Annotated in this window: 20 protein-coding genes; 12 read left to right on the forward strand and 8 right to left on the reverse strand. The window is 53.0% G+C overall.

The window, feature by feature from the left end; all coding sequences use genetic code 11:
• Window positions 1-10 precede the first annotated feature (10 nt).
• From K0F88_RS20520 to K0F88_RS20570, 11 genes are all read left to right on the forward strand, one after another.
• Window positions 11-1,420, forward strand: coding sequence for a hypothetical protein (locus K0F88_RS20520; RefSeq protein WP_219096328.1), 1,410 nt, complete (start codon window positions 11-13; stop codon window positions 1,418-1,420).
• Window positions 1,421-1,485: 65 nt separating this feature from the next.
• Complete coding sequence (locus K0F88_RS20525) at window positions 1,486-8,949, forward strand: helicase-related protein (protein WP_219096329.1); 7,464 nt, start codon at window positions 1,486-1,488, stop codon at window positions 8,947-8,949.
• Window positions 8,950-9,029: 80 nt separating this feature from the next.
• Window positions 9,030-9,431 (forward strand): hypothetical protein, encoded by a 402-nt coding sequence (locus tag K0F88_RS20530; RefSeq protein WP_219096330.1) that lies wholly within the window; start codon window positions 9,030-9,032, stop codon window positions 9,429-9,431.
• A gap of 12 nt (window positions 9,432-9,443) precedes the next feature.
• Window positions 9,444-10,202 (forward strand): hypothetical protein, encoded by a 759-nt coding sequence (locus K0F88_RS20535; protein ID WP_219096331.1) that lies wholly within the window; start codon window positions 9,444-9,446, stop codon window positions 10,200-10,202.
• Between the two features lie 227 nt (window positions 10,203-10,429).
• On the forward strand, window positions 10,430-10,831 hold the full coding sequence (locus tag K0F88_RS20540; RefSeq protein ID WP_219096332.1) for a hypothetical protein: 402 nt from the start codon (window positions 10,430-10,432) through the stop codon (window positions 10,829-10,831).
• 19 nt (window positions 10,832-10,850) lie between these two features.
• Entirely contained in the window at window positions 10,851-11,132 is a 282-nt protein-coding gene (locus tag K0F88_RS20545; protein ID WP_219096333.1) for a hypothetical protein, read from the forward strand.
• Between the two features lie 418 nt (window positions 11,133-11,550).
• Window positions 11,551-12,075 carry a DotD/TraH family lipoprotein gene (locus K0F88_RS20550; RefSeq protein ID WP_219096334.1) on the forward strand — a complete coding sequence of 175 codons (525 nt, stop codon included), beginning with the start codon at window positions 11,551-11,553 and terminating at the stop codon, window positions 12,073-12,075.
• 16 nt (window positions 12,076-12,091) lie between these two features.
• Window positions 12,092-12,358, forward strand: a complete 267-nt coding sequence (locus K0F88_RS20555; RefSeq protein ID WP_219096335.1) for a hypothetical protein — start codon at window positions 12,092-12,094, stop codon at window positions 12,356-12,358.
• 42 nt (window positions 12,359-12,400) lie between these two features.
• Window positions 12,401-14,554, forward strand: a complete 2,154-nt coding sequence (locus tag K0F88_RS20560) for an ATP-dependent helicase (RefSeq protein WP_219096336.1) — start codon at window positions 12,401-12,403, stop codon at window positions 14,552-14,554.
• Between the two features lie 11 nt (window positions 14,555-14,565).
• On the forward strand, window positions 14,566-14,931 hold the full coding sequence (locus K0F88_RS20565; RefSeq protein WP_219096337.1) for a histone-like nucleoid-structuring protein, MvaT/MvaU family: 366 nt from the start codon (window positions 14,566-14,568) through the stop codon (window positions 14,929-14,931).
• Window positions 14,932-15,023: 92 nt separating this feature from the next.
• Window positions 15,024-15,515 carry a hypothetical protein gene (locus tag K0F88_RS20570; RefSeq protein WP_219096338.1) on the forward strand — a complete coding sequence of 164 codons (492 nt, stop codon included), beginning with the start codon at window positions 15,024-15,026 and terminating at the stop codon, window positions 15,513-15,515.
• Window positions 15,516-15,606: 91 nt separating this feature from the next.
• On the opposite strand, the gene K0F88_RS20575 is transcribed toward K0F88_RS20570, so the two are convergent.
• From K0F88_RS20575 to K0F88_RS20600, 6 genes are all read right to left on the reverse strand, one after another.
• Complete coding sequence (locus K0F88_RS20575; protein ID WP_219096339.1) at window positions 15,607-16,053, reverse strand: PH domain-containing protein; 447 nt, start codon at window positions 16,051-16,053, stop codon at window positions 15,607-15,609.
• A gap of 72 nt (window positions 16,054-16,125) precedes the next feature.
• The gene (locus K0F88_RS20580; RefSeq protein ID WP_219096340.1) at window positions 16,126-18,870 is read right to left on the reverse strand and encodes an ATP-binding protein; all 2,745 of its coding nucleotides are present in this window, start codon (window positions 18,868-18,870) and stop codon (window positions 16,126-16,128) included.
• Complete coding sequence (locus K0F88_RS20585) at window positions 18,867-20,312, reverse strand: hypothetical protein (RefSeq protein WP_219096341.1); 1,446 nt, start codon at window positions 20,310-20,312, stop codon at window positions 18,867-18,869. Before K0F88_RS20585 ends, K0F88_RS20580 begins: the two co-directional genes overlap by 4 nt.
• The gene (locus tag K0F88_RS20590; protein ID WP_219096342.1) at window positions 20,309-20,839 is read right to left on the reverse strand and encodes a lytic transglycosylase domain-containing protein; all 531 of its coding nucleotides are present in this window, start codon (window positions 20,837-20,839) and stop codon (window positions 20,309-20,311) included. The genes K0F88_RS20585 and K0F88_RS20590 overlap by 4 nt, the downstream gene beginning before the upstream one ends.
• On the reverse strand, window positions 20,832-21,884 hold the full coding sequence (locus K0F88_RS20595; RefSeq protein ID WP_219096343.1) for a hypothetical protein: 1,053 nt from the start codon (window positions 21,882-21,884) through the stop codon (window positions 20,832-20,834). The genes K0F88_RS20590 and K0F88_RS20595 overlap by 8 nt, the downstream gene beginning before the upstream one ends.
• 12 nt (window positions 21,885-21,896) lie before the next feature.
• Window positions 21,897-22,520, reverse strand: coding sequence for a hypothetical protein (locus K0F88_RS20600; protein ID WP_219096344.1), 624 nt, complete (start codon window positions 22,518-22,520; stop codon window positions 21,897-21,899).
• 199 nt (window positions 22,521-22,719) lie between these two features.
• Between K0F88_RS20600 and K0F88_RS20605 the strand changes: the two genes are divergently transcribed.
• Window positions 22,720-23,898, forward strand: a complete 1,179-nt coding sequence (locus K0F88_RS20605) for a hypothetical protein (RefSeq protein WP_219096345.1) — start codon at window positions 22,720-22,722, stop codon at window positions 23,896-23,898.
• Between the two features lies 1 nt (window position 23,899).
• On the opposite strand, the gene umuC is transcribed toward K0F88_RS20605, so the two are convergent.
• Together umuC and K0F88_RS20615 are read right to left on the reverse strand one after the other, a co-directional pair.
• Entirely contained in the window at window positions 23,900-25,162 is a 1,263-nt protein-coding gene (gene umuC / locus K0F88_RS20610) for a translesion error-prone DNA polymerase V subunit UmuC (protein ID WP_219096346.1), read from the reverse strand.
• 11 nt (window positions 25,163-25,173) lie between these two features.
• Window positions 25,174-25,517, reverse strand: a 344-nt coding sequence (locus tag K0F88_RS20615; RefSeq protein ID WP_219096347.1) for a LexA family transcriptional regulator, incomplete at its 5' end; no start/stop codon positions are given.

Consider the following 25,517-nt stretch of genomic DNA (forward strand, 5'->3'; position numbering starts at 1 on the left):
AGCATCACAAATGGATGTAAAAGAGCTTTTTGCAGCCTCTGTTAAGCAGCAGCAGGCAGCAAATAAACCACGAACAATTCTTATCGTTGCCGAGGCTGACGCAGCCTTTTCCCCTACGAACCCAAAGATTTTTCGGGTTCGCGGGATTCGCTCGGATACGAATGAGCGAGTCTACGTTATTGCTGAAAAATCCAATGATGGCCAAATAACCCCGAAGCAAGGCGATGTGCTTCGGGCGGATAAGTCCGTTAAAACCGGTGTAAGCCAGAAGGGCGATAACGAAATCTTCACGGCCGAATACTTCCATACCTACGAAAAAGGCTTTTGCCTGAATGCGGTCATGCAGCCGTTGCCAGTGCGCAAGGCCACTAACAACATGCTTGACGCAGCGGTTCTTGCCTATGATCCAGATGCCGCTGCTTCGATCTTAAATGGCACTGAGCTTCAAGCGAATTTGGTGAAAGAAATTGTCAGCCAGTTGAAGCCATGGAGTGCGAAGGAACAGTCAGCCATTACGCACGACATCGCTGGAAGACCGCTCTGGGGTACAGGCCCAATTTCGGGCATGACACCTCTTGTGGTTGTTCGCTACGGCGCTGAGTCGTTCAAGGTTTATGGCATCAGTGGTATTCGTAACAATCCGGATGACAGGGCCGCAGGGTATCGCTTTCCAAATGACAATGAGTTGTCGGAGAAGGTCGCGAGTCACCCAGGTGTCCAAAACATTTTGAAGGCGATCAAGGGCTTGTCGAGCGACAGCGCGACTGCCAGCCAGATTGATCGAATTGATGTTGCAGTTTTACCAGGCATTTCGCTCGCTGTTGGTCGTGACATGATCACTTTCAGCAGCAAGGCGAATCGCGAGTACTTCAGTGTTCCCGACGCCTACAAGGTCATGGTCGAAGGGCGCGACAGTTTTTACGGGCACAAGAAGAGCTTCATCCATCTCAAGAACACCAGAACTGGCCGAGTAGGGGTCGTTGATACGGCGCCGGCGCCAGGGAAATTGACGGCAGGCGTCCCTCTGTTTGCGGCGGAGGTTGCACGCCAGCAATACCGTCAGGATCTGGCGGCGGGCATAGCCCCGCAAGCATCGTCTGCGACCACTCAGCAAGCTCCGGCAAACCAGCGTCCGTTGTCTCGCAGAGAGCTTGCAGCGGTCGACGACTTTGATGGTCCAAACGCTACACCGGCTCCTGTCTCGCAGTCTGTTGTGGAGCAGATTCGCCAAGCCACCGATTCCGCATCCTACGACAGTGAAATTGATGATGATCACTACGACATGAGCGGTTTTGCTGAGGATCTGGCTGCTATTGAAGGCTTGACCCAGGATCTGGGCAATGAAGACATCAATGCATTGCTAGAAGAGGCTCAGGCCATCTCCGAATCGCGGTCAAAACCCCAACCGCGTATGGGCTAATCACTTCCTATCCCAACCGGTTTGGCGGAATCTCCGCCTGACCGGTCTTTCGTCGGATGACCTCTATGAGCAAGACAACAAAGTGGTTAGATTTTTCTGAGTACGATTTGACGCTGGTACTCAGTCGCGACCTCAGTGGCAAGAAGCAACACACGCTTCTGTTTGCAGGAAAAGGCCTCAAAAGTGAGGCTAATCGCGCATCACTCATGGCAATGGGTTTTAGCCGTGATATGCGCTTTCCAAATAAGCAATATTGGACTCGTAGCATCGTAGGCTTCAGCCTCGGTATGCTGCGTAAAGACTTCCCAAGGTCGGTGATTGTTGACTGGACAGTTGAGCAAATCTCGCCAGCTGCAAAATTTGACCTTGAACAAAAACGTAAGCCAGGAGCTTCCAATGAACCAGCAGCAGTCGCGGGAACAAGCAGCCCTCGAAGCGCAGATGTTGATGCCAATCGAGGCGTCAATGATGCCGGAACTCGAAGCGATGGAGTTTTGGTCGAGGACGGTCCACGAGCTGATGTACGCAGCGAACCCTCAGATGATGTTGTCCCTGTTCGAAGCGGGAAAGCTGACGGAGTATCTCGACAACCAACAGGAAGTTCTGAGCCAAGCAGCGCGGTCGCTGGAGAAGCAATTTCGCCTGAAGAACCCGTTGCCGGCGACAGCGACGCACTTGGACAGAGCGTCGTGGTACAAAGCGGCGCAGTCGTTCAGCCGGGAGACGTTGCTGAACGACGTGAGCATGAGCCTGACAGTGCTGAGCGAGGAGCAGTCGCTGAGCAGCCAGCAGTAAGTACCGCGCGCGCCAGAGGCCGTAAAAATAAAGAACTCGAACCCCCTGAACCAGATTACTCCGAGGCTGAGTACCAGGCTGTTGGCGAACTATACCGCACAGGTCCAGCGGGCAATTTGGTTGGCGATGACGCGATCAGTGCTTCCATCGCTGACACTGCATCAGCAGGGGCAGCGGTAGAAGTTGCAGACGATTCCGCTGAGAAATTTTACATCGACCCGGACACCCAATCGCTGACCCGTGAAGCCTTCAACCGTCGAGACTACGATGAAGCGTTTCGCATCTATCAGCAGGGCCAGGGTCTGGCTGGTTTGACTCAAGATGCATTTATCGACGCGCTGGCCAGCGCGTCCGGTGGCGAGATTGCTGCACAACGACTCAATGCCGAACAGCGACGTGAACTGCACCGCTTAGGGCTGCGCGATAACATCATTGAAGATTTCGCGATTCGTTACGTCGGCGCAGATGCGAGTCTCGGTAGCGCTTTTGACTACGCCACTCAGAATGATGCCCTGATCGCTTCGGCGCTAAAACGCCGGATTCAGGGTGACAACAATCTAGCGGGTCAGCTCCTCGAATTCGGCTTCACGCAGCGTACTCAGGGACTTGATGATCTTGACGAAGAGCTGGACCATCTTTTTGAAAGTGATGGCGCTCAGATCGTTGTAAGCATCGGCCGTCAAAGCATCCAGCTCACTGGCCGCCACAAAGGTGATGATTCACAGCTGTTCGTGATGCAAGACCGGCTTGAATCATCACCGGAAGAGCAGGGGGCACAACTGCTCTCTTACGTCGCTCAGTTCTGGCCTCACTTGGTCCCGAATGGCGTCCAAGTGTCGGCTCCCTCCGCTTCGACAAATAACCCCACACAAACTGCCGACGAAAGCGAGCCGACCGAGGCCATCGAGCAAGTTGCAGTCGCTGATGCAAGTGAAGCCACTGTGGCGGAAGCAGTGGAGCCTTCAGCACCAGGTGAGACGCAGGCTGAGGTTACTGAGCCAGTATCGAATCTGGATGGCGCTCTTGATGCCATGAAAGCCGTTGTGGCTGATCCTGAGGGCATTCCTGAGTTTCCGGCCGGATGGGTGGTCATGAACGCCGCTCGACCTCTCTTCGGGCATAGCGTCGTCAATGGGCGCTTTCTGGATGGCGTTCATTACGCCGGTATCGATCCGCGTGACAGTCTGGCGCAAATGTACGTCACCGAAAACATCAAACTGAATGCTTCGGTCATCGTCTCCGCGACACCTGATCAGCAAGTCCAGATGGCATTGGTCGAAAACAAATATCGCGATCAGTACCTCGCTGAGTTCACCCCAGCGGAGTTGATTCATCAACTCACGCCGCAGATTGCAAATTTGCAGCACATGCCGTTCGCCGAGATGAAAGCGCTGCTTGAAATCGCCAAGTCGAACATGTTGGGTGCCGCTCAGGGGGTTACCAGCTCCGGTGCTTCTGCTACAGAAACCAGCACACCGGCGTCGGTAGTGGAGCCCGAGACGCAACCGGTTGCCGTTGCGGATGTTGCACCAGTGATGACTGCGGCCACGGCCGGTGCAGAGCGGGAGGAGCAAAAGCCGGTTGTATTCGTGGAAGAGGACGAGGTTCCGGTCGGGCACGCGATCAACCGCGCGTGGAGAGGGGCCACTCTGGAACACATGCTCGATGGCCAAGAGCGAACGCCCACAACGACAGCGATTTTTGATGCGCTTGCCAAGCAGGAGAGTGGTGAACCATTTGGTGATTTCGGCATGCGCCTGCTTGCGGCATTTCGCGGATGGGGCGTGGAGGGTGACTCCCTTCGCGTGGACAACCGGCAAGAGCGTGACAACCTCAATGGGGGCAAGATCGCTCGGTCGCTGGGCATGACTTCTGGGGAATTCCAGCGTACCTATTTGGAAAACCGGTTGGAGTCCTACTACAGCCCACCACAGTTGGTATCGTCGATCTGGAAAGGTGTTCTCCGAGCCGGCGTTAACGTCGGCGGCAAGTTTCTTGATGCTGGTTGCGGTGCTGGTGCCTTTTTTACGGGCGCACCTAACACGGTACAATCACACGCTACGCTGATCGGCGTTGAATGTGACCCGATTACTACTCGCCTGGCCCGCGCCGTCGCGCCTGATGCAACCATCCTGCAAAGCAAGTATGAGCAGGCCGTCTTGGCTCGCGACTTCGATGCGGTAATCGGCAACGTGCCATTTGGCTCTTCGAAGATTCATGACTCGAACTATCCAGATGCACACCACATCCACGACTACTTCATCCTGCGAAGCCTCGATCAACTGAAGCCAGGTGGAGTGATGTCGATCATTACGTCAGCCGGCTCGCTGGATAAAGTTGATCCAAAAGTCCGTGAGGAAATGCTCAGCAGGGCAGACCTTATCGGCGCGGTGCGCCTACCGCGTGAGGCTTTCTCTCACCTCAAAGCATCGGTAGACACCGATATTCTGTTTTTGCAGCGCCGGCCGGAAGGGACGCAACCGTCCTTTGACTACACCGAGTCTGTACGCGTGACCCTTGATCCGGAAACCGGTCGGCTCTTTGAAGATCCGGAAGGTGAATCCAATCTGAACCGCTACTACCTGGAGAACCCAGACAATCTGTTGGGCTCTTATCAGATGGTGAGCACCGCGTTCGGGCCTAAGGCCGCGCTGGTAAACGAGCGGTTAGCCGCAATGGCCGTGCCGGAACGCTTCGACTCACTGGAGCGCCTTGTCGATCTGCGGGTTGAGGAATTTGTGCCTGAGGGCATTGCTCAGAAGTCCGATTGGGTGCGCCAGGATCAGAAGAAAGCGAAAAAAGAGTTCGCGCGCGAGGACTGGAGCCAGTTTGAGCGCATCGAGCAGCAATTGGGGAATTTTGTTGGCGACAACATCATCGACGAAACCGGCCGAATTATCGAAATTGTCGACATCGCTGACCGATTCGATAATGACGGCATTCGCATTGGATTTGAGCACGTCGTTGCAGAAACGAAGTTCTCTGGCAAGCGCCGCATTGAAGTCATGCACGCCTACATCAACTTGCGAGATGTCAGCCGTGAACTGATCGCGGCTCAGCTCAATGGCAGTGATGAAGTTCTGGCCGATGCTCAGCTGCGAGCAAAGCAAGCCTACGGCGAGTTCACTAAGAAATTTGGCCCTGTAAACGAAAGCAAAAACGTCCGAATCTTTGGTGATGATGCCGGTTCGGCCGAAGTTTGTGCGCTTGAGATTTGGGATGATGAGCATGAAAAAGTGCTCGCGACTGCGGACACTTTTGAGAAGCGAGTGATTGGCGCCGAGCTGATTGCGAACATCACTACTCCCGAAGATGCGTACTACCACTCGCTGGACATCAAGGGGCGAATCGATTTCCCTTTTATGGCCGAAGTGCTCGGGATGGATGAGGAGTCGATCCAGCAGAAACTTATCGGCGACCTCGTTTTCCTCAATCCCGTGACGCATGAGTATGAAGCTCAGCATCAGTACTTGAGCGGTAACGTCGTCCGGAAGCTGGCTGAGGCAGAGCAAGCGGTGGCGACGATGCCTGAGCTACAGGTGAACGTCGATAAACTGAAGGAAGCTCAGCCGGCGATAGTTCCGTTCGAGGACATTTCTCTACGCTTGGGTGTTGGTTGGATTCCTCCTAGAGACATAGAGGCATTCACCAGTGAACTGTTTGGGATAACGCTGACGGCTCGTGACTTCACCGTCACCTATACCCCTGAAATCAGCAGCTGGTCCGTTGAAGTCTCAAACTCGTTTAAATCCACCCATGCCACACGACGCGCGACAATCAACGGCACCAAAGACCTTTCCTTTGAGCGACTGCTGGAAATGCAGCTCAACGCCCAAAAGCCAACTCACTACAACGAGCTGGCCGATGGTCGAAAGGTCGTTGATGATGAACGCACGATGGCGTCCCGCGTTAAGCAGGAAGAGATCGAGGAGGCGTTCAGGGGCTGGGTAAGCCGCGACGTTGATCGCATGCGTCGCTACACCGAGATGTACAACACAAACTGCAACACCATTGCTTTGCCGAAGGTGGATGGCTCTCGACTGACCTTCCCAGGCTTGGTGTCGACCTGGACGCCGCGCCCGCACCAGAAAGACCAGGTTGCAATGGCGCTGATGGGCTACAACTGCATGGCCGCACACTGCGTCGGTGCCGGTAAAACATGGGAGATGGTCGCCATCGCCATGAAGCTCAAGCAGGTCGGCATGTGCAACAAGCCGGCTATCGCTGTGCCGAACCACATGCTTGGCCAAATCACACGCGAGGCAAAGCAGATGTATCCATCTGCACGAATCCTCCAAGTGACTGCCGATGACCTGACTGGGCCTGCCCGCCAGAGATTCCTTGCCCGTGTTCGAAACAATGACTGGGATCTGGTCGTAATGACCCATGGAATGCTCAACCGCATTCAGGCTCCTCTTGCCATTCAAACGGCTGGTTACCAGGCTTCTATCAGGGCTCTCGCCGCGAAGATCGAGGACGCACAGGGACGAGTCCAGAGACAGCTGGAAGCGCAGCTAAAATCGCAACAGTCGCGTCTCGCTGATGTTGTAAAGATGTTCGAGGACCAGGAGCGCAAGATGGGTGTGCTCACCATCGACTCCCTCGGCATCGACATGATCAATGTCGACGAAACGCACCTCTACAAAAACTGGGCGATCAACTCGAACATGGATGTTTTGGGCGTTACGCGCGGCGGCTCGCAGCGGGCAGAAAACTACAACATGTTGACCGCGTTCATGCGTGATCTGCATGGTCGCAGTTTCGGCATGAACTCGTTCACGGGCACGCCTATCGCAAATACCATGTGTGAGCTGTTCGTCCACGGCATGATTCAGCGCCCGGAAATTTTCAAAGATCAGGGGATTCATGACTTTGACGAGTGGGCCAAACGGTTTGGCGACGTTGTAACAGCCCTCGAACCTCTTCCGGAGGGTGGCGGGTTCCGTGTCAACGAGCGCTTTGCTCGGTTCGTGAACTTGCCTGAAATGATCAAGCTGTTCAGAACCTTTTGCGACGTCAAAAATGCAAGTGACCTGAACTTGCCGGTGCCGAGTGTCAAACTCGAAATCGTTGCTGTACCCCAGTCTGACTGGCAGGTCGACTTCATGAAGCATCTGGCAGGTCGAGCGATCAAAATCCGTTCGGGCCGTGTGAAACCTCATGAAGACAACATGCTGTCGATTTCTTCTGCCGGTCGTAAAGCTGCATTGGACATGCAGTTAGTGAACCCGCTGATCCCGCCTGAAGCGAGCATGAAAATTAACGCCGTCGCAGAAAACATCCACTTGCTCTGGGAGAAGCACGATCACATCAAGGCGACGCAACTGGTGTTCATGGATATGGGGACGCCAAAAAAAGACGGCACCTTCTCGACTTATCAAAAACTGCGTGAGCGATTGGTCGAATTGGGCATGCCAAACAAAGACATTGCCTTCGTTCACGAAGCTAAAAACGATGCAGAAAAAGACGCGCTTTTTGCAAAAGTGCGAAGCGGTGAAGTTCGGGTGCTGATCGGATCGACCGAGAAAATGGGTGTAGGCACCAACGTGCAAGACAGGTTGTGTGCCCTGCATAACGTCGATTGCCCATGGCGTCCGGCCGATATCGCGCAGCGCAGAGGCCGTATTGAGCGCCAGGGCAATAAGCTCTTCGACGAGGTTACCGAGTATCGGTACACCACGAAGGATTCGTTCGACTTGTTCATGTGGGGGGGCAACCAGCGTAAAGCAACATTCTCTGAGCAGGCGTTGAGCGACCCAACCCAGGTCGGTCGCGAAGTCTCCGAGGAAACGGATCTTGGGTACGCGGAAGTCATGGCCGTTACTACGGGCAATCCGAAGATCCGGGAAAAGGTTGAGACCGATGATAAGGTCAACAAGATGGAGCGCAAACGCCGAGCGTTTCAAAGCGACATCTATGGTAAGGCTATCGAAGCTCAAAAGCTGAGCCAAAGAATTTCAAACTGCGCCAAGCTGATTGAAATTGAGAAGAAAATTGCTTCTGCTTTGCCATCTGCTTCAGGGCGCAAGGTCGTTGAGGTGATTGGTGGCGTGAGCAAAATGGGCCTTGATGAATCAGCGACCTTTATGCGTGCTACGGAGGCAGGTGAGGCCATTTTGGCTCGACAACCCATGGCGGAATTGCGGGTGATGAAGTTCAACGAGCAGTACGAGCCGCTTGGTATTCAAGTCGGTAAAATTAAATTGGTGCTTGAAGTGAACCAATTTACCAAGCAGTCGTTTATGCGTGGTGTGTTGAACGGTGAGCTTCTGCCATTGAAGTTTGGCTTTTCGAAAAGTGCGCAGGTCATGGGGGGGTTCGCTCGCGAGTTCTATGACACGCAGTATCGGATCAACCAACATGAGCACGAATTGGCTAAGGCCACCGCCAGCTACGAGTTGGTCAAAGACGCGAAGCTTGATGCCGAGTGGCCACAAGAAGCTGAATTCAAAGCTTTGAAGGAGCTTCAGCGCGAGCTGGATCGATGGTTTTCCAGCCAAAAATTCGAAGATCAGACTGGTGGTGATCCGTTCGCAGATCGGATCGCAGCGCTTGAGCTGGCAAATGAGCAAGCGATGAAACTGCTTGAACTGGAACGTGTAATCGAGGCAAGCGGTGACACCCAAATGCTGAATGAGGAATTCAGGTTTGAGTCCAGCCTGGCGCCGGCCAATGAGCAAATTCAGGATGATGGAGGCTCAGCGGTCGTCCGCACCGGTATGAGAATGGGCTAGTTCTGCTCTCGTTAAAAAGGCCTGCCTCGGCAGGCTTTTTTTCGGCTACCGAAAAGTTGCTATCAGGCTTTGCTTTTCCGTTGACCATCCAAAACGCTGAGCACTGCGCCAGTGGCTCCATCGACTACGGTGCCAACTGGGCATATGGTGTCGTCGACACCTTGCAAGAAATCTCATTCGCGGCTGTCGAACATGCTGAAGGAAAGGTTATGACCATAACTGGATACAAGATCGTTTGGGAAAACCAACTGCCCAATTTGAGCGAGCGCATCAAGGCGAACTGGTACGCCCAAGTCAATAGCGTTGCGACGGCTGAAACTGAATCTGCAATCACAGAGGCTGCACTTATAGCCAAGGGTTACGTCTTAGGGATTCTTGATGCTGAAGGGGTTGATGAGGCAGAGGCGGGCATCCTGGGCGGCATACTGGTTCATATCGAAAACGAAGCGAAAGCAAGGGTACGTTCAAAGGCTCAGTCTTAAGGGAAATGAATCATGGCAGATAAACGCAATGAGCTGACCAAGGCGGCAGGCATAACATCTGACGTGGTTATGGAGCTAGGCGCCTATTTCAGCGCCAAGGACATGCGCAAGGTGCAGACCGGCCTTACCACTGCTGCTCGCGAGCTTCGCGCCTTGACCCATCACAGTTCGCTGCTCGGGCGCTTGGGCGAAAAGCTTTCTCACGAGCAACGGGAGCTGCTGACCAACGCCGCAGCGCTTTTGGATTCGGTCAAATATAACGTCGAGCATGCAAAAGAACGTAAGGCCCGTGAAGAGAAAGCCGTGGCCAAAAAACGCCAGCAGTGGGAGCGTGAAGCGGAACAGCTTGTTAAAACACACTTCACTCTGCCGACTGACACGGTGGCCGAGCAGTTGCGGATACTGGAACTCCACCTAATTGCTCAGGCGGTGTTGGGGCAAACGATCTATTTGAAGGATCACTTGCAGCTTCGCAAAGCAATGCAAGAAGAGCCGCCGCGTTGGTCCAACTATACGGCGGCTCAATGGCGTCAAAGCGCGGTGTCCAGCCTAATGGCAGATATGCAATCAGCCATCCGTTATTACTTGAGCTGGGAACTGAGCATTACACCCGCTAAGCGCCTGGAAGAAGTACAACACAACTTGGAAGCGCGTCGCGCCGAAGTGCTTGCCAAGCCCCAATCCGTCGAAACCCTCCGCATCTGGACCGATGCGCTAAAAGGGGCAGCCTTTATCACTAGTGTGATGCCCTCGGGCAATCCATCAAGGTAGGAAAGTCCCGCATGGCACTCATTCACGTCATCAGGCAAGACAAGGCCCAGGCCCTCAGTAAACAAAGCGGTATGGATTTTGATCGCTGTATTCGGCGCGGCTTGCCTCGCGCTTAGCCGCAAGGATGATAGGGCAAGCTGGCTTTCATGGGCTGGACTGCTCAGAGCTGAATGCGGTCGACAAGCATCAGCCTCAACTGGTGAATCAGCAGCCGGGAATGAAATTGATTGAGCTGGGAAAAAGCAACTGAATTCACGGAAAACACCATGGACGATCATTGGCAGCAACTCAATGCTCAAACCGACCGTTTCTTGGCCGAACGCGATTCGCAAGAAGTTCTGGTGCGGCGTGAGCTGGGTGCTAAACGGATGGTGTTTCAATTCACCGTGCGTACATACCTTGTACCGGGGATTGCAGCGTTGATGGCTGGAGAAGACGGCGCCGAGGTGCTAGAGGCATACGCGGAGGGCCTGGAGACAGCCTTGGGGTTGTTCCCATTCGGTCGTGTTGCGCTAATTGCATGGCTTCGCGCGCGATTCCAGCACTATGGCCAGGTTGGAATGAATGCCTATGAAGCGAGCAACTGGGTAGTTAGGGCCTACGCGGACCAGCAGGCTGCCACAAAGTGAAGCGCGAGATGAAAGGGCAATGCAAATGCAACGAAAAAAACGTGTGTCGCCGGCCGTAAATAACGCACGGATAAGCTGGTACTGGCTGTGTGTGCCTGATGCAAGTTTACAGCGGATTTTCTTCGTAGGCGGTGGAACCGCTGTGATGATAATGCTGGTAAGTTTACTTGCGGGCTTGCCAGAAAACATGAACCTCAGGGCGGGTGGGGTTGTAGTCATCACGCTCGCTATCGCCGCTGTTGCGTACATCAAAAAGTCAGTACTGCGCGGGCACCCAAGCAATTTGGAAGAGCGCGGATGATTGCGAAGCCAGATAGGCCGATCGGATTGAGCAGCGCCATGCAGGCTACGTTGCTGCTGTTAGGTCAGGGCTATGCATATGACTTTGGCTGTCACGGCCCGCTGGCCTATCACTGCCGTATGAGGACGCTTGACGCTCTGCACCGCCGAGGCCTGATCGCAAACCTCGGCGAGTTAACTGAAGCCGGTCAAGCGCTGGTCGAAGCCACCACAGTCGAACAAGGCAACCCTCAGGAAGCATCACGGCCATATCTGCCTGCGTAGAGCGGGCTTTTATGTCGCGGCCATTTACAAAACCTCTTTCGAAACCTACTGACTTTGTGTGAATGACACGCAGGTCGGAATGCGCTATCTTTCGCGCTGATAGCATGGTGCAATATCATTAAATCTAGTTTCGAACGAACGCAGGTGCATTCCATATGACGCTGAAAAAGGTTTTCTTGTTGGCTACCATCGCGCTCGCCGGCTGCCAGGCGCAGCCGACGCGACCGCTGATGACTGAATCGGATCCGGCAGTGCAGGAACTGAACGATGCCGCACAGCGTGTGGCCCGAGCAGCTGAGCAGGCTTCGTTGTCGCAGACGGTGAAAAACCAGCGTAGCCGGGTAACCCAGGAACTGAAGGTCGATTTGAGCAAGGTTCCCCCTGAGATGCGAGCGCCGTTGCTACTCGAAGGCGGCTTCAACGGTGAGTTGGAAGTTTTCATCAAAAGCATTGCAAGCTCCGTCGGCTGGCCAGCGCCGGTTTTCCTCGGCACCCCACCAGCTTTGCCGTTGATGGTCGCGTTCACCGAGCAGCGCCGCGCGCCGGTGCTATGGGTTGCTGATGCCGGCTACCAGGTGGGTGATAGCGCAGACATCCGCGTTAACTCTTCACTCCGTCAAATCATCGTTTCCTACAAGGACGCAAAAGGCGCCAAGCAATTTGGCTTGTCTTCCCGCTGACAAGAGGTGTTGTTCGATGAAGCATTTCAACATTAAAACCGTTGTGCTGTTGTCACTGTTCGCCTTGGGATCGACCGCGCACGCGGCGGACTCTTTGATTCCGCCACCGCCACCGCTAACACCTAAAGATCTTAAAAAAGATCAGGCTGATTCGTGTAACTCGAACTTGTGCCTCGGTCTATACGGTAAAGATCTTGAAGAGTGCGCAGGGCCTCTGAAGCAATTGAACGATCTGAAGAAAAAGAAACGCCCAGCCTACTTGGCGAAATGCCCGAAAGATTAAGTCACGACGTGACGAACCCCGTGTAGCAGAGAAGAAAATACCTTGGCGCTTTCCCCCCAGCAGCATGAAGTGGTAGTGCATGATTTTAAGCTTCATGCACTCGTGCTCGCAGTAGCAGGTTCTGGCAAATCAACAACTATGGTTGAGCGGATCGCTTTTCTGGTTGAGGCTGGGAAATTCGACCCCACCAGTATCATCGCGGTCATGTTTAACAGTGGTGCAGCGAAAGAAATGCTGCACAGACTCCAAAAACGCTTGGGGAAGCGCAATGCCCCAGAGTCTTGTACGTTTCATGGCTTAGGTACTCGCACCCTCAAAAGGCTCGTTACCGGTGGCTACGCCGAGCCTTGGACATTCGAAGCGAACGTTCATAAGGCTAATAAATTTGCGGCAGAAGTCATCACTAGCGCATGCAGAAAGTACGGGCACAAATACCCAAGATTGGTTGCTCAGGATTTCTTGGGATTCGTCGACAGGGTTAAGAGTGATCTGAAATCGCCAGCGGCTGTCTGGGCGGCTGGTGATTGGCCTGCACGATATGAATGGTTCGTTCCTTGGTACAATCAGTTCGAAAAGGAGAGAACGGAAAAGCGTATTCGTTTTTTCTCTGACCTGATTTACGACCCCGTTAAAATCATGCTGAACAATCCTGATGCTGCCGCGTACATCAACGGCCGGTATAAGCATGTGATTCTTGACGAATATCAGGACATCTGCGAAAGCCAGCAGAGCCTAGTTCGTTTTACAGCAGGGACCGTGGCCAGGGTTATGGCCGTCGGCGATGACGATCAGACCATTTACGGCTGGCGTGGCGCAAAATCTGATTACATCCTGAGAGATTTCCACCGCGATTTTCCGGGTGGGACGACTTACAAACTCAACCGAACTTGGCGTTATGGCCATGCGCTTTCGTGTTCGGCTAACTACGTCATCACAGGGAATACAGACCGAGCCGACAAGCTCTGCATTTCCGGTTCCAAAGCGCCAAACACCGAGTTATTTCTTGAGTACGAAGGCTTTGTAAATGGCAAGCCGAAAATCGTCAGCATCGTTGACCAGTGGTTAAAAGGTGGCGGTCAGCTCACAGAGATGGTGGTTCTGGTGCGTTCGTATTCCAAATCTGCGGAGAGCCAGTTCCAGCTACTTCAGTATGGGATTCCCTTTAGGCTAGAGGGCGGAGATGAAGCCTCGGTACTTGAAAACAAGTGGGTGGCGTCCCTTATCGGGTGGATGCAGCTGGCGGCGGGCCAGGTCGCCAAAAACGCATTTTTCGGCGAGCCCGATATTGGTTCGATCATAGGTATTCGGAAGTTCGTAGACGTGCCATCCCTGGATGTCGGGTGGGAGAACAGCGGGATCCTTTCCAAACTGGTGCTTCAACATCCAGAAGAGGGACAGGGCTTTGGCAATTTTGTGTCTGCCCATGTGTCGTCACAGAATCAGATGATGGCGGACCGCGTGCTCAGGCGTGGAAAGTTGTGGCGAAAACTCCGGAACATGGGAAAGACGCGTGAATACCCAAAGCCAGTCATTTTATTGAACGAGCTGTTGTACTTTCTCGACATTGAAAAAAGTGTCATGAAAGAAGCAAACAAAGATGAGGAAGCGGAAGAGATTCTGAGCCTTATTGAGGCCTTTATTGAATACGTCAAAGTTAACTCTAAGGGAAAATCACTCCCTGAGTTCATGAACCATGTCCAAGACCTCCTAACCTTCTCTGAGTCGGCAAAGGAATCTACGGTTGCGCTGCTGATCACCAGTTGTCACAGGTCTAAAGGCATGGAATGGCCGTGCGTGATCATGCCCAGCCTTTATCAGGGTTCATTCCCAATTGTTCCCAGGTCAATTTCAGAATCAAAAATTGAATCGCACTTGGCCGACGAGCGGCGTCTTTTTTACGTGGGAATGACAAGAGCGATTAATAAGTTGTATTTAATCGCGCCGCGCGATCCGAGGCTTGATGAGTGGCTAAGGGCTTGTAAAGGCGGCAATTGTGATGATGTAATACCATTTGCAAAAGACGTATCTGTCGCAAGCCAATTTCTATACGAAAGCAACCTCTACTTATCTAAAGCGCTGCCAGCAATTCTTGCCGGTGGCAAGGGGAGGGAAAGCCTCAGGGCTTCATCCCCAGAGTTGCTGAATCGGTATCTGAAAGAGCTAGGCGTAGATTTCCAAGTACCAAAAATCGCATAGGGTGTGACAACATGAGCTTGATTCAAGAATACAACGAACTGGAAGAATTGGTTCGCCAGTCCCAGACTCGTATGGCAGAAATTGCCGAAGACGACCAATTCAAAGGTGAAAAAGAATTCGACACGAAGCTTCGTGATTTGCTTGGCACTTATGGCAAGTCGCTCCGCGATATAGTTGCAATTTTGGACCCTGCCCGTCTTGCGCCGGCACTTAAAACGACTAGCGGCAAGAAGGTTCGTAAGCCACGCCTGCTGAAGGTTTACCGGAACCCGGAAACTGGCGAAACCGTGGAAACCAAGGGCGGTAACCACGCCGGCCTGAAAAAGTGGAAAGCTGAATACGGTTCCGACGTCGTGGAAGGCTGGCTTCAGTCCTGATGAAGAAAGGCGGGAGTAACCACGTCGGTTGCCCCGCCTTTACTTTGTGAAATTGAAGCAGAGCCCTTCAGAAATGAAATTTAAGGCGCGCAATGAAAAATGAAGGGCTGCACCCATATCTCGCTCGAATCCCTCCCGACTTGCACGCCACCCTCAAAGGGGATGCCAAAACGGTCGCTTTGAGCATGAGTGCCCATTTGCTGTCGTTGCTGGTGGATAGCCTCAAGCGATTCCCGGTAATCGAGACGATGCCGCCATTCCAACTCGCACACTCCAAAAGTTTCTGTGTACGCCTTCCGACAGCGCTGCATGAGGATCTGCTGCGCGCCGCATCGGTCGCCGATTCAGAGCGGAGTTTGAACCTGGAAATACTGGGAAGACTTCTGGTGATGACATCACCGTCCAAGCAGGATGTCCTAAACGCGTGGAGTGTACTGAGCGAGCTGAATACGTCTGTGAATTTTCTGTTCCAGGCGTGCACACAAAAACAGATTGACGCTGTTCAGGATCTACGTGGAGCGCTTGACCGTTTCGAGTGCCAGTTACTGAACACCCCCAAGCAAGAACGCCCCATAATCGCTTAGGGGCGCCTCAATCTCCAGTGATGGGTAATCCCGGCGCATTGGATGTTAAACGCGCTGTACAGCGCCACCGGCGTCAGTGTCTGGCGTCTCATCACCCAATCGACAATGACATGGCCAGGTAGATCTGTTTGCGCAGTTCTTCCGGCGCTTTGATATTGGCCGTACCTACCACTCCGCCGCCGACTGACCTGATGGTCAACGAACCATAATCAAGCCACCGTGCAAGAAGGCTTTGGCGCATCTCAACGCTTTCAATTCGAGATATAGGTAGATCGATGGTATCTCGCCATAGCACCCCCGAGCTGAGCGCCAGACCGTGCTTGTGCAGAATGATCGTCGTCGAGAGATAGGCAGCAACCGCTCGAACAAATAGCCCAGCTGGAGCGCATAGCAGAACACAGCTCAGCAGAAGCGACGCGTTGGTGAGAAGGGCGATCAGGGCTGCGACCGTCACAGGAACAAACGTCGTCGCTACCTCGATCCAGTGAAGCTTGGGTGAGGCGATAGGCTGATCTATGGGCGCGGTGGGAGTAATCATGGCGGACTCGATTGCTTGCTGACGGTGTTTGTTGGTGCCGGCCCGCCCAGGGGCAGACCGGCACTAATTGGGTCAGCGTGGGTTGTTCAGGAGGGAGCGAATCAATTTCAGGTTAGGGGGGGATGCCTCACCCATTGGCGTAGTCGGATAAGTCATCTTCGACGCCAAGATGTCGAGACCAGCATCGACGCTTTCAGCGGCTGCAAAATCATCGTCGCCATTGAAGTAGCTTTCGGTCTCAATCAGGTCGTTGCGTGTGGCGGTGTAGTCAACGACGTTTGCCATCCAAGGCATGAGTACCAGGTTCTGTTCAACGAGGAGCGCCATTTCCGACTTCTGCGCGTTTGCAGAGAAGTCGGAAGGGAACTCATCAGCCATATCATCGAAGTCGTGGTAGCTCTCGGCAAAATGATCAGGTGGCGGGCCAGGTGCAAACTGCTGGTCGAACTGATGATCGATCTGCAATGAATCTGTGCCGTCGTCATCCAGGTAACCATCCAGCAGGGCGCCCATGTCTTGAGGCTCACTACTTGCGCGCATGCCTTGTCCACCACCACCGCCCGTTCCACCGGATACGCCTGATGTGTTGTCGTCATTGTCGATTTCCAGCGCATCGAAGTCGATTCCGGCATTGTCGGAAAGGAAGTCGCCAATGCCAGATTGCTTCGCTGCGGCTCTGATCTGTCGCGAAGGGCCGTCGTTTTCATCGGTGATTTTTCGAATCATGAGAATGACGTCGGCCGGCGTAAGAAGCGAGGTACGAGCAATAGCGCTGAGCTGGCCCGAAAGTACCTCTTGTTGCTGATCGATGTTACTCAGGCTCGCCCCGTCTTCTACCGCGACCTCACTCCCCATTGTGGATTGCATGAATGCAGCCATCTCTGGATTTTCGGCAACCCGCCGTTGAATATCACGAATGGCGATCATCGAGCTGAAGTAGATCTTCATTTCGCGTAGCAGCGAGCGGGAATCGTCATTGATCATTTCCCCCAGTTCAATCCAGTCGGGGCGGGGATCAATCCTGAGCAGCTTGGCAAGTTCATCTTGTGAGGGGATATGCACTTTGGCCATGCGAACCGGCCACCAGTGCTTCAAATAGCAAAGTTTCGGGTCGCTGTGTTTTTCTTGAATGCCGTGGTTAAAAACCTGCGTTTCGTGAATTTTGCCTTGGTAGAGCAAATACCCTTGACCCATTTGCTGGGATTTAATGGCGGTAGGCGTCAGCCGAAATTGCTTCTCAACACTGATATGGTCAGATGCATATACTTGGTTCAAAGAGCCATCGTGTTTGTAACCATTTCGCGCAAGTACTCTCGCTTCACCAGACAGCTCGCAAGCAAGCTTCGTCGTGTCATCGTCATCTAGGTACATAAACAATTTAAACGCAGAGTTCGCCATAATCTGCTTAGTAGTTTTCTCGATATTCAAGAGCATGCCAGGAGCATCTTGTGTCCCGGTTAGTACACCAAAACCAAGGCCGCGAGCCTGAGCGTTAATCATCTCTTGGCCTTCGATGAGCATATAAGCATTCTCATCATTCATAATGCCGTAAGGGATGTCGGAGTTGGTTGGAAGGTTATGAACTACTTTTTCAGCACTGCCTTCAAACACTGTGCCTAAGCCAACGACCATGCCGTTACGTGTTGCGGTCAGTACGATTTTACCAAGGTTGGCAAGTTCGTCACCCGACTTAGACATGGAGGGCAGCAGGGTTAACAGTATCCGTCCATTTAACACTGCGTCTTGGTAGTCAATTTCACCTTGACCAGTCAAGTAGATGTGGCCGTATGTATCGGAGAGGGAAGCCAGTGCCCGTGTGAAATATGCTTGGGCAAAACCGAACTGCCTCGTTACTTCATCGTTCTGTTCGCCAATGGGTTTTTTCTCATCGTAACCGGATAGCGAGGTAAGATAGCCCATCAGCGCATCGCGCGAACTCTTACTGATCAGGTTGTGATGGCAGAGGCCAACAAACTCTTTAAAGCCCATGAATCGACGGATAACTGCCGGATCGATCTGGAGCTTTCCTAAGTTTCGGAGGTCGTTCATTCCAGGCATAATGGACGCAACAAGCGCAATAGCCCGTTCGGAGAATATCTTGTTGTCGCCACCGCTCGGCGGCATTAGAGAGACGAGAAGCTGTGTATTCGAGTCGGGAGTTCCGCGTGCAAAAATACCCGCATCATTGGAGCTGCGTGAAGCCGGATCCTGTTTGTTTGGATCCTGGCTTTTAATATAGTTGGTTACCCTGAAGTCGAAGTCTCGACTGAAGATCCGGCAAAACGTAGCGAGTTGGAACATCGCTTTAGGTGCTGCTTTGGCATCGTTCATAGATGCGCCGCTACCAACCGCTAGGTAATTGACGATCATAGAAACAATGTTTTCAGTTTTTCCGGCGCCGGTTGTGCCAAAAACTAAGAAGTGCTGCGTAAGGGCTTTAAAGTTAGCCCACAATTCCATGCCGGTTCTTCGGCAAATCCCTAAATAAAATGAACCGCGCGCAATGAACCATCCTTTTTTGTTGCCTGGACGTGGATCGTTCTTATCAGGTTTGCCGGCACCTAGAGGAAGGTGGATTGGCAGCACGTCATCTTTTGTCGTTACTGCTAGCTGTAGAATATAGAAAATGAATGCTGCAAGTAAGAACCATGCTGGCGAATAAATGACAAACGGCGCTGCAAAGCATGCATATATAAAAGGAATGTTCGGATTTTGAAACGAGTCCCACATCTTTTTTGAAATGGAACGATGATCAACTAGAATCCGGTCAAGGGTGATTTCTTGACTTTTATGGATAATATTGCTTGATTCACTCATGGAACGTCGTCCCCGTGGTCGCCGCGACTATTCGCACCTTTTGCCGGGGAACTTCGTTGCGCCCCTTTGTTGGGTGTTGCAAAGGCAGTTGTGGACACCGGACCTTTGGCAGTTTGGGCGGCATCATTAAGGATCTTGTTTGCTTCCTCGACCTCACGTTGCTGCGCAGCTTCGCTGTACTCACCAGGATCGATCCAGTGTTCTTTGGACAAGATATTGTGGAAATCATAAACGGCGCCAAATACTCGTGGTTTAACGAGTCGCTTGCCCATTTGTTCTTCAATTTGATAGTGCGCCCAGATACCGGCGTTTTCCCAGTAGCTGCATTGTCCGCCGTGTGAGCACAGGTGAATAAACAAAATCCTGTTAACAGGTCGAAGCCATCCAATGTTGGCATGGAACAATCGGCCGTTTGAACGCGCCAAATCAAGTACGCCATAAAGCACGTTATAAGAATGTGCGTGCATTTGTATTACGCGCTGAATATCAGGATGTTTTTCGTATTTTTCAATTAGCGCTTCTGCGCCGGTGGTATCGCAATGGTGGGGGGTAATGGGATTCCAATTTTTATCATAGGTCGCTTCTACCCATGAAAAAGCCATCTGGTTAACGAGTTTCATCGCATCAGCCGCATTACCCGCTGCCTGCGCGCAAAACGCGGCGTACAGCCCTCGCTCCATGGGCGGAAGGTTAGCAGCGCCTTTCCAAATTGGGCCGAGTTGATCGGCGAAAACCTTGTCGGTTCGTGCCAGGTTAAGTGCCGTGTATCGGTAGTGCGGCAGCTTGCGACGTTTCCATGAAAACTCTTCGAGCTTCTGGTCTTTGGTAAAAGGAGGAATGGGGATCATTTCCTTTTCATTGACCGGCATCATCGGATCGAGAATAGAGGTATTTGATCCTTTGTGCGTCCACAACAACTGCGAATCCAGTGCAAAGTCCACAGGCAAAGCGTAGGTCTGCCATGGGCCGTCATACAGGTGCATGCTCAAGAGATCTTTCCCTTGAATAATTTTGCTGGCTGGGAAATGCTCCGCTTGAATATCAATTAAGTCGTAGACGGTTTTTATTTCGCGGCGATATTTGAATCGGACCACGCCTTTTTTGACGGCCCATCCCAAGTAAAGCATCCCGATACTTGCAGGCCAGCGCAGTACGAAACCGTGAACCTGAAAAAGTTTGTACAGTGCTTCAATGCCGTATTGTCGAGGGGAAATATGAGGAATATTTTTAATTGAGCTGAGGACAAGTGCATATTCTCTGTCACTCATTAATAGGGGCATGTGCGCGTACACGTGTTTAAACACATAGTACGAAGTGTAGAAGCTGAACCACATGATATGTGGTCGCATAAGCCACCACAACCCGAAGCCAAGCGCGAGAGTTACAAATGCCCACATTCCGAACCACATCAATTCAGAGGATGAGTTATCGCCTTGATTCATTTGTTGTCACTCGCATATATACGATCAAACGCCTTTCTCAGCTTTCCGGCGTAAATTATATTGAATTCTGGCGTTACTGAATGATAACGAGCAATGGCACGCAAGTAGTCATCTTGGGTTTTAATTCCGGATAGGATGTCAGGTGTCAAAACGCGCTTTAATTGCCAGGCGGCCGCCATTGCATTGGTGCAGCCATCGTTGCGAAGTTGATCTTCTGAAATCCCCATGGACTCAAACGTCCCACGATGAATTGAGTTCAGCTGAAAGAGCCCAATGTCGTAGGTTCCGTTTTTGTTCGACTTACTATCCTCGCCAACCGATCCACCCTCGACCATCAAAATGGCGTAGAGGATGTCTTGGTGTATGCCGAAGGACTTTGACGCGGTGCCAATGCAATCTGCGGTTAGCGGCCGCATCTGTTGCCGTTGAGGGTTCTTACTTAACGGGGCAGCAATGCAGCTGCCCCACCCTATAAGTAGAGCCCCAGCAAGCACCCAGGCGCGGGAACGCAAGCCGATATTACGCAAGGCCTTGACCCGGAGCGTGCTGTTGAGTTTGGCGCATTTCGCGGCCAGGGTTCATTGTGCGAATGGCGCTGTCGATTGACAGTTCTAGACCGAGATACACCTTTTCAAATTTCTCGATGATTTGTTCCAAGGGATAGCCGTTTGCGGCGATTGCCCTTCGAGCTTGGTCCGGCAGCTCTTTGATGTGAGCTACGGTATCTTCGATGCTTTCCTTCCACTGAGCCGCCATCAGATTGGCTGCGCTGGACAGCAGGGTTTTGGCAAAATATGCCTGCTCGTTAGGGTTTAAATCGTAGCGCGCCGTCAAGTCGTCGACCGTTCCACGAATTATCCGATCATTGAAAAATGTGCTGATGTCTGACGCCATGTTGCTCGCGTCCGCGTGGAAGTAATTGAAGCACTGGTATTCAGCCATTACCGCGCAAGTGGCCAGCATCAGCGCGCTGGTAATTTCATTTTGTGGCGACGACGACGGGTGACTGATCGCGCCGATTTCCGACGCTTGCTTCATGAAAGTGATCAGCGGTTTTATGTAGTCGTTATTGGGCTTATCAAGAATGGCCATATTCCCTTGATTCAGGGAATTTGTTATCAGTGTGACGATCTGACCGGAAACGGTAGCTGCCAGCCACGGAGGCGCTTCACCGTCTTTGAGGTCATACGCGTTTAAAATTAATTTGGTGTCAGCGTTGGTTCGCATCAACACTTTCTGCATGATTTTCGCCGCTTGTTCAGCGTTAGCGCCTTGACTGCTTACTGCTTGCAGAATCGGCGCGAGTATCTTAATGCCATGAGCTGCTGCCTTCACGGCAGTGTCGACTTTTTCCTGCTTAGCAAGATCATTCACGGTGTTCTTGAATGCCTGCGCCATGATGTCTTCGACATTTACTTGCATATTTCCTCGGGCATCTTTGCCAGTTTGGCCGCGAGTAAGCACGCCGTCATAGCTGCTGTCGGCGTTCAGTTGGTTGTCCAGGTCTTCTTCACTCAATGTGTTGGTGTCCACTGTCATGTTCAAATAATCTTTTATCACCTTGCCGTCCATTTGGTTTTCTCCTTATCGCATTGAGCCGAATGTCACAACTCTGCTTATAGTTTGCGGTTGTTCTTCTGGCTTGAGTTGTGTGCGTTGATTCAGCATGTACTCTTCTAGTAGTGGCAGTGTTAGCAAAGTTGGAAAGTTGATTGCCATCGTTGAGCGTTCGCTTGATTCAAGCTCTGGACTAACCCAGTGCGCTTGCAAATCGGTAAAGTACGGTTCAATTGCTACTACTTGCTGGTTGAACGGTAGTTGCTCCCATTCCGACGGTGAGATGTCCAGTTCTCGCATGCCCACGCAAATACAGTGCTCTAGGGCTGAATCGAGAAATTGCACAGCCAAACTCAATGGAATCCCGCCTTCTTGCATTACGCAGAGGTTGCCGAACGGCGATTCCGGATCCTGAACCATCGTGAACGGTAGAGAGTTGTCTTGTGCCGTCGACATCCCACTCATCCTGGCCAACGCATCAGCGTGGATGGTTAAAGCCCAGGTGAGCGGTCCTGCTTCGTCGACCGCAGCGGCGGCTTCGACTATTTCCTCTCGGACCGCAAACGCCTGTGCGCCCATCTCCGCAGCACGCACCACAAGCAGCTGAGAAATAAGCTCAAATGCCTCTTCTGGATACTTGAATTTGGTCATCGCACAGGCCTATAAAAAAACGTATCGTGATACTGTACGTGAATAATTGAGGCGTGTGTAGGGACGTAGATGAACCTTACCTGACGCATTTCTTGCTCAAATTGGATCTGGCTGATCCGCTGGCGCGGCGAGTGCTTGCGATTCGGTGTCTCCAATTTAATTGGATGGATCCGCATATCGAACACTTCCGGAGGTAATCATGGCCAACGATCAAATGTCGGAGCGTGAGACGCAGCTTTCCCAGGCGTTCAGTCTCGGGGCGCAGGTTTCGGAGGAGCTGCAAGCGGAGCAGCTGGCACAAGATTTCAGGGAGCGGTATGCCGCAGACCCTCAACTCGTTGAGCATTTCGAGCTTGGGCGCACTGCCACGCAGTCTGATCGCGTCTTTATGGGTTTGTTGAAGGAGCACGGTCACGCCAAGTACCAGCACGACCCTAAAGAAAATTCGAGCTACTACGTCACGCTCGTAACGCCAGCCGGCGAGAAAACAGTTTGGGGGATCGATCTAAAGAGAGCACTGGCTGTGGATGGTCTGAAAGCTGGCGATCCAGTCCGTCTTGAATACAAGGGGAGTGTTGCGGTCCAGGTTGTGGCACCAAAAAAAGATGCCCACGGCGCAATCATTGGGCACGAAACGATAACGACAAATCGGAACACTTGGGAGGCGCACAAGTGGGAGTCACCAGTTCAATCCGCAGTCGCCGGATCGTCGATGGCCCGTGCGGGTGGGCGCGCGCCTCAACCGCTGGCGGCAGGTGGGGCGGCACCGGCTGTTGGTCGGCCGCTATTGTCCATGGCCCAGAGTTTTATGCTTGGCGCTAAAGGACTCGCGGGGCTGAAGTCCATGCTTAATACGGGTGGAGACACCGTGAATAGTGCTGTGAGCGATTTTCGTGTGGAAAAGCCTGAGCTGGAATTGAAGAATGTTTTGGATGTGGCGGCAGAGCACGTTAGCAGTCTCAAAAGCGCTGGTGTTGTGCCAAGTGATGGCACGCTCAGCGCTGATGAGCATAAGGCACTCATCCAGGACATTCTGAAAACTCCATCCAACAAGCAATCGCTGGACAAGCTCGTGTCCTCGCTGGACCGCGCGGTACTGCTTTCCGGATCAGTTGTTGAAAAAGGCGTAGGTGCTGGTCTTGACGAAGCCGCTTTAAACGAACGCGCGGTTGATCCGTTGAAACGGTTCATGAGTGAGCATGAGTCAGTGCTCAAGAGCCTTCAACACGACGATCAAAGCCTTCTGGAGCGAATGCAGCAAGGAGTTGATCGACTCGTTTCCATGCTCTCTCAAATGCTTGATCGTCTTTTCAGCGCCACCGGCATCCGTTCTGGTTCGGGGGCGGCGGATCGAGCCGGCCCGAAGTTGGGCGCGTAATTCAGCAGCGTGCTTTCGGCAGTGCATCCCACGACGTGGTGTAAGGCGGCGTCAGGAACTGCCGATGCATTTTCCAAGGGCCTGTCGCAGTGTCGCGGGCCAACCTGATCGACCCGCGCCCTTGCCTTGCATTGATTGAATCCATTACGGCCATCAGGGCGTCGCTGTTGCGACGGGGGGCGGGGGCAAACAGGTCGCCGGTGATTGCGCCCCTCTGGCTGAACTGGGACAACACAATCCCTGCCTTGGCGAATTCCACGCCAGGCCTGTACAGATCCCTCAAACCGCCCACCGCCGCACTCAGCAGGTCGCGGGTGTCGTCCGTCGGCGCCGGCAGTGCGATGATCCTCGAAGCGCTGTAGGGCTGCCCTGAGGCGAAAGGACTGGCGCGGGCGAATACCTGAATGCAATTGGCCAGACTGCCCTGTAAACGCAGCTTTGCGGCGGCGATGGACACGAACGAGGCGACTGCTTCCAGCAATGGTTCGAGCGTAGTGATTCTTTGGCCGAATGACCGCGACGAGATTATCATTTGTTTGCGGCCTGTTCCGGTGTCGCTGATATCGATGCAAGCAACGCCCAGCAGCTCGCGAGCAGTGCGTTCGACATTCACGTTGAAGTGGCGCCGAAGGAACTTTGGGTCCGCCGATGCCAACTGCCATGCGGTGTTGATGCCCAGTCCGCCAAGGTGTTCAGTCAAACGTCTTCCAATTCCCCAAACTTCATTCACTGGCGCATAGTTTAAAAGTCGGTCGCGCCTCACTGGATCCCGTAGATCCACTACGCAGCCGGTTTGCGCTTTCCACTTCTTTGCCGCCCAGTTCGCCAGCTTTGCCAGCGTCGCCGTGTTTGAGATGCCAACCCCGACGTCGAGCCCAAGCCGCTGTTTGATCATCGCTTGAGTTTCTTGCGCCCATCCGAGCGGATCTGCTATCCCGTCGAGTGCGCAAAAGGATTCGTCAATTGAGTAACAAAATGACCTAGGGGCCTGACTCTCCAGTATGGCCATTACCCTGTTGCTGAGGCTCTGGTACAGCTCGTAGTTAGAGCTGAACAAGATGAGCTTGTTTTGTTCCACCAGGTGGCGCAGCTCAAAAACCGGCTGTGACATTTTGATACCGATTTTCTTGGCGTGATCGTTACGCGCCACCACGCACCCATCGTTGGAAGACGACACGCAGACCGGTCTGTCGCGCAGCCAAGGCTGAAAGCTGGTCTCAACGCTACAGTAGAACGAATTACAATCGACGAGTGCGATGGTCATGTCGTGTGTCCTCACAGGTTGTGTAGTACCCAGATGCACACGCCCCATACGTCGATTTCCTCGCCTTCGCCGAGGGTTATGGGCGCATAACGGGGGTTGTCCGCAACCAGCTGCACGCCACCGTCGTTATTGACTGCTAGGCGCTTCACCACAAACTCCGGCCCGATGACGGCGACGACGACATTCCCCGGTTTCGGTGTTTTCGCTCTATCAACCACCAGTACATCGCCGTCGCCGATTCCGGCGCCAATCATCGAGTCGCCCCAAGCCCTCATCAGAAAAATCGAGGAGGTCGGGCGAATGCCCACCAGGTCGTCGAGCGACAGGTCGGGTTGTTGAAAGTCTGCGGCGGGCG

It is taken from the genome of Pseudomonas sp. UMAB-40, assembly GCF_900095275.1.
Classification (GTDB): Bacteria; Pseudomonadota; Gammaproteobacteria; order Pseudomonadales; family Pseudomonadaceae; genus Aquipseudomonas; species Aquipseudomonas mandelii_B.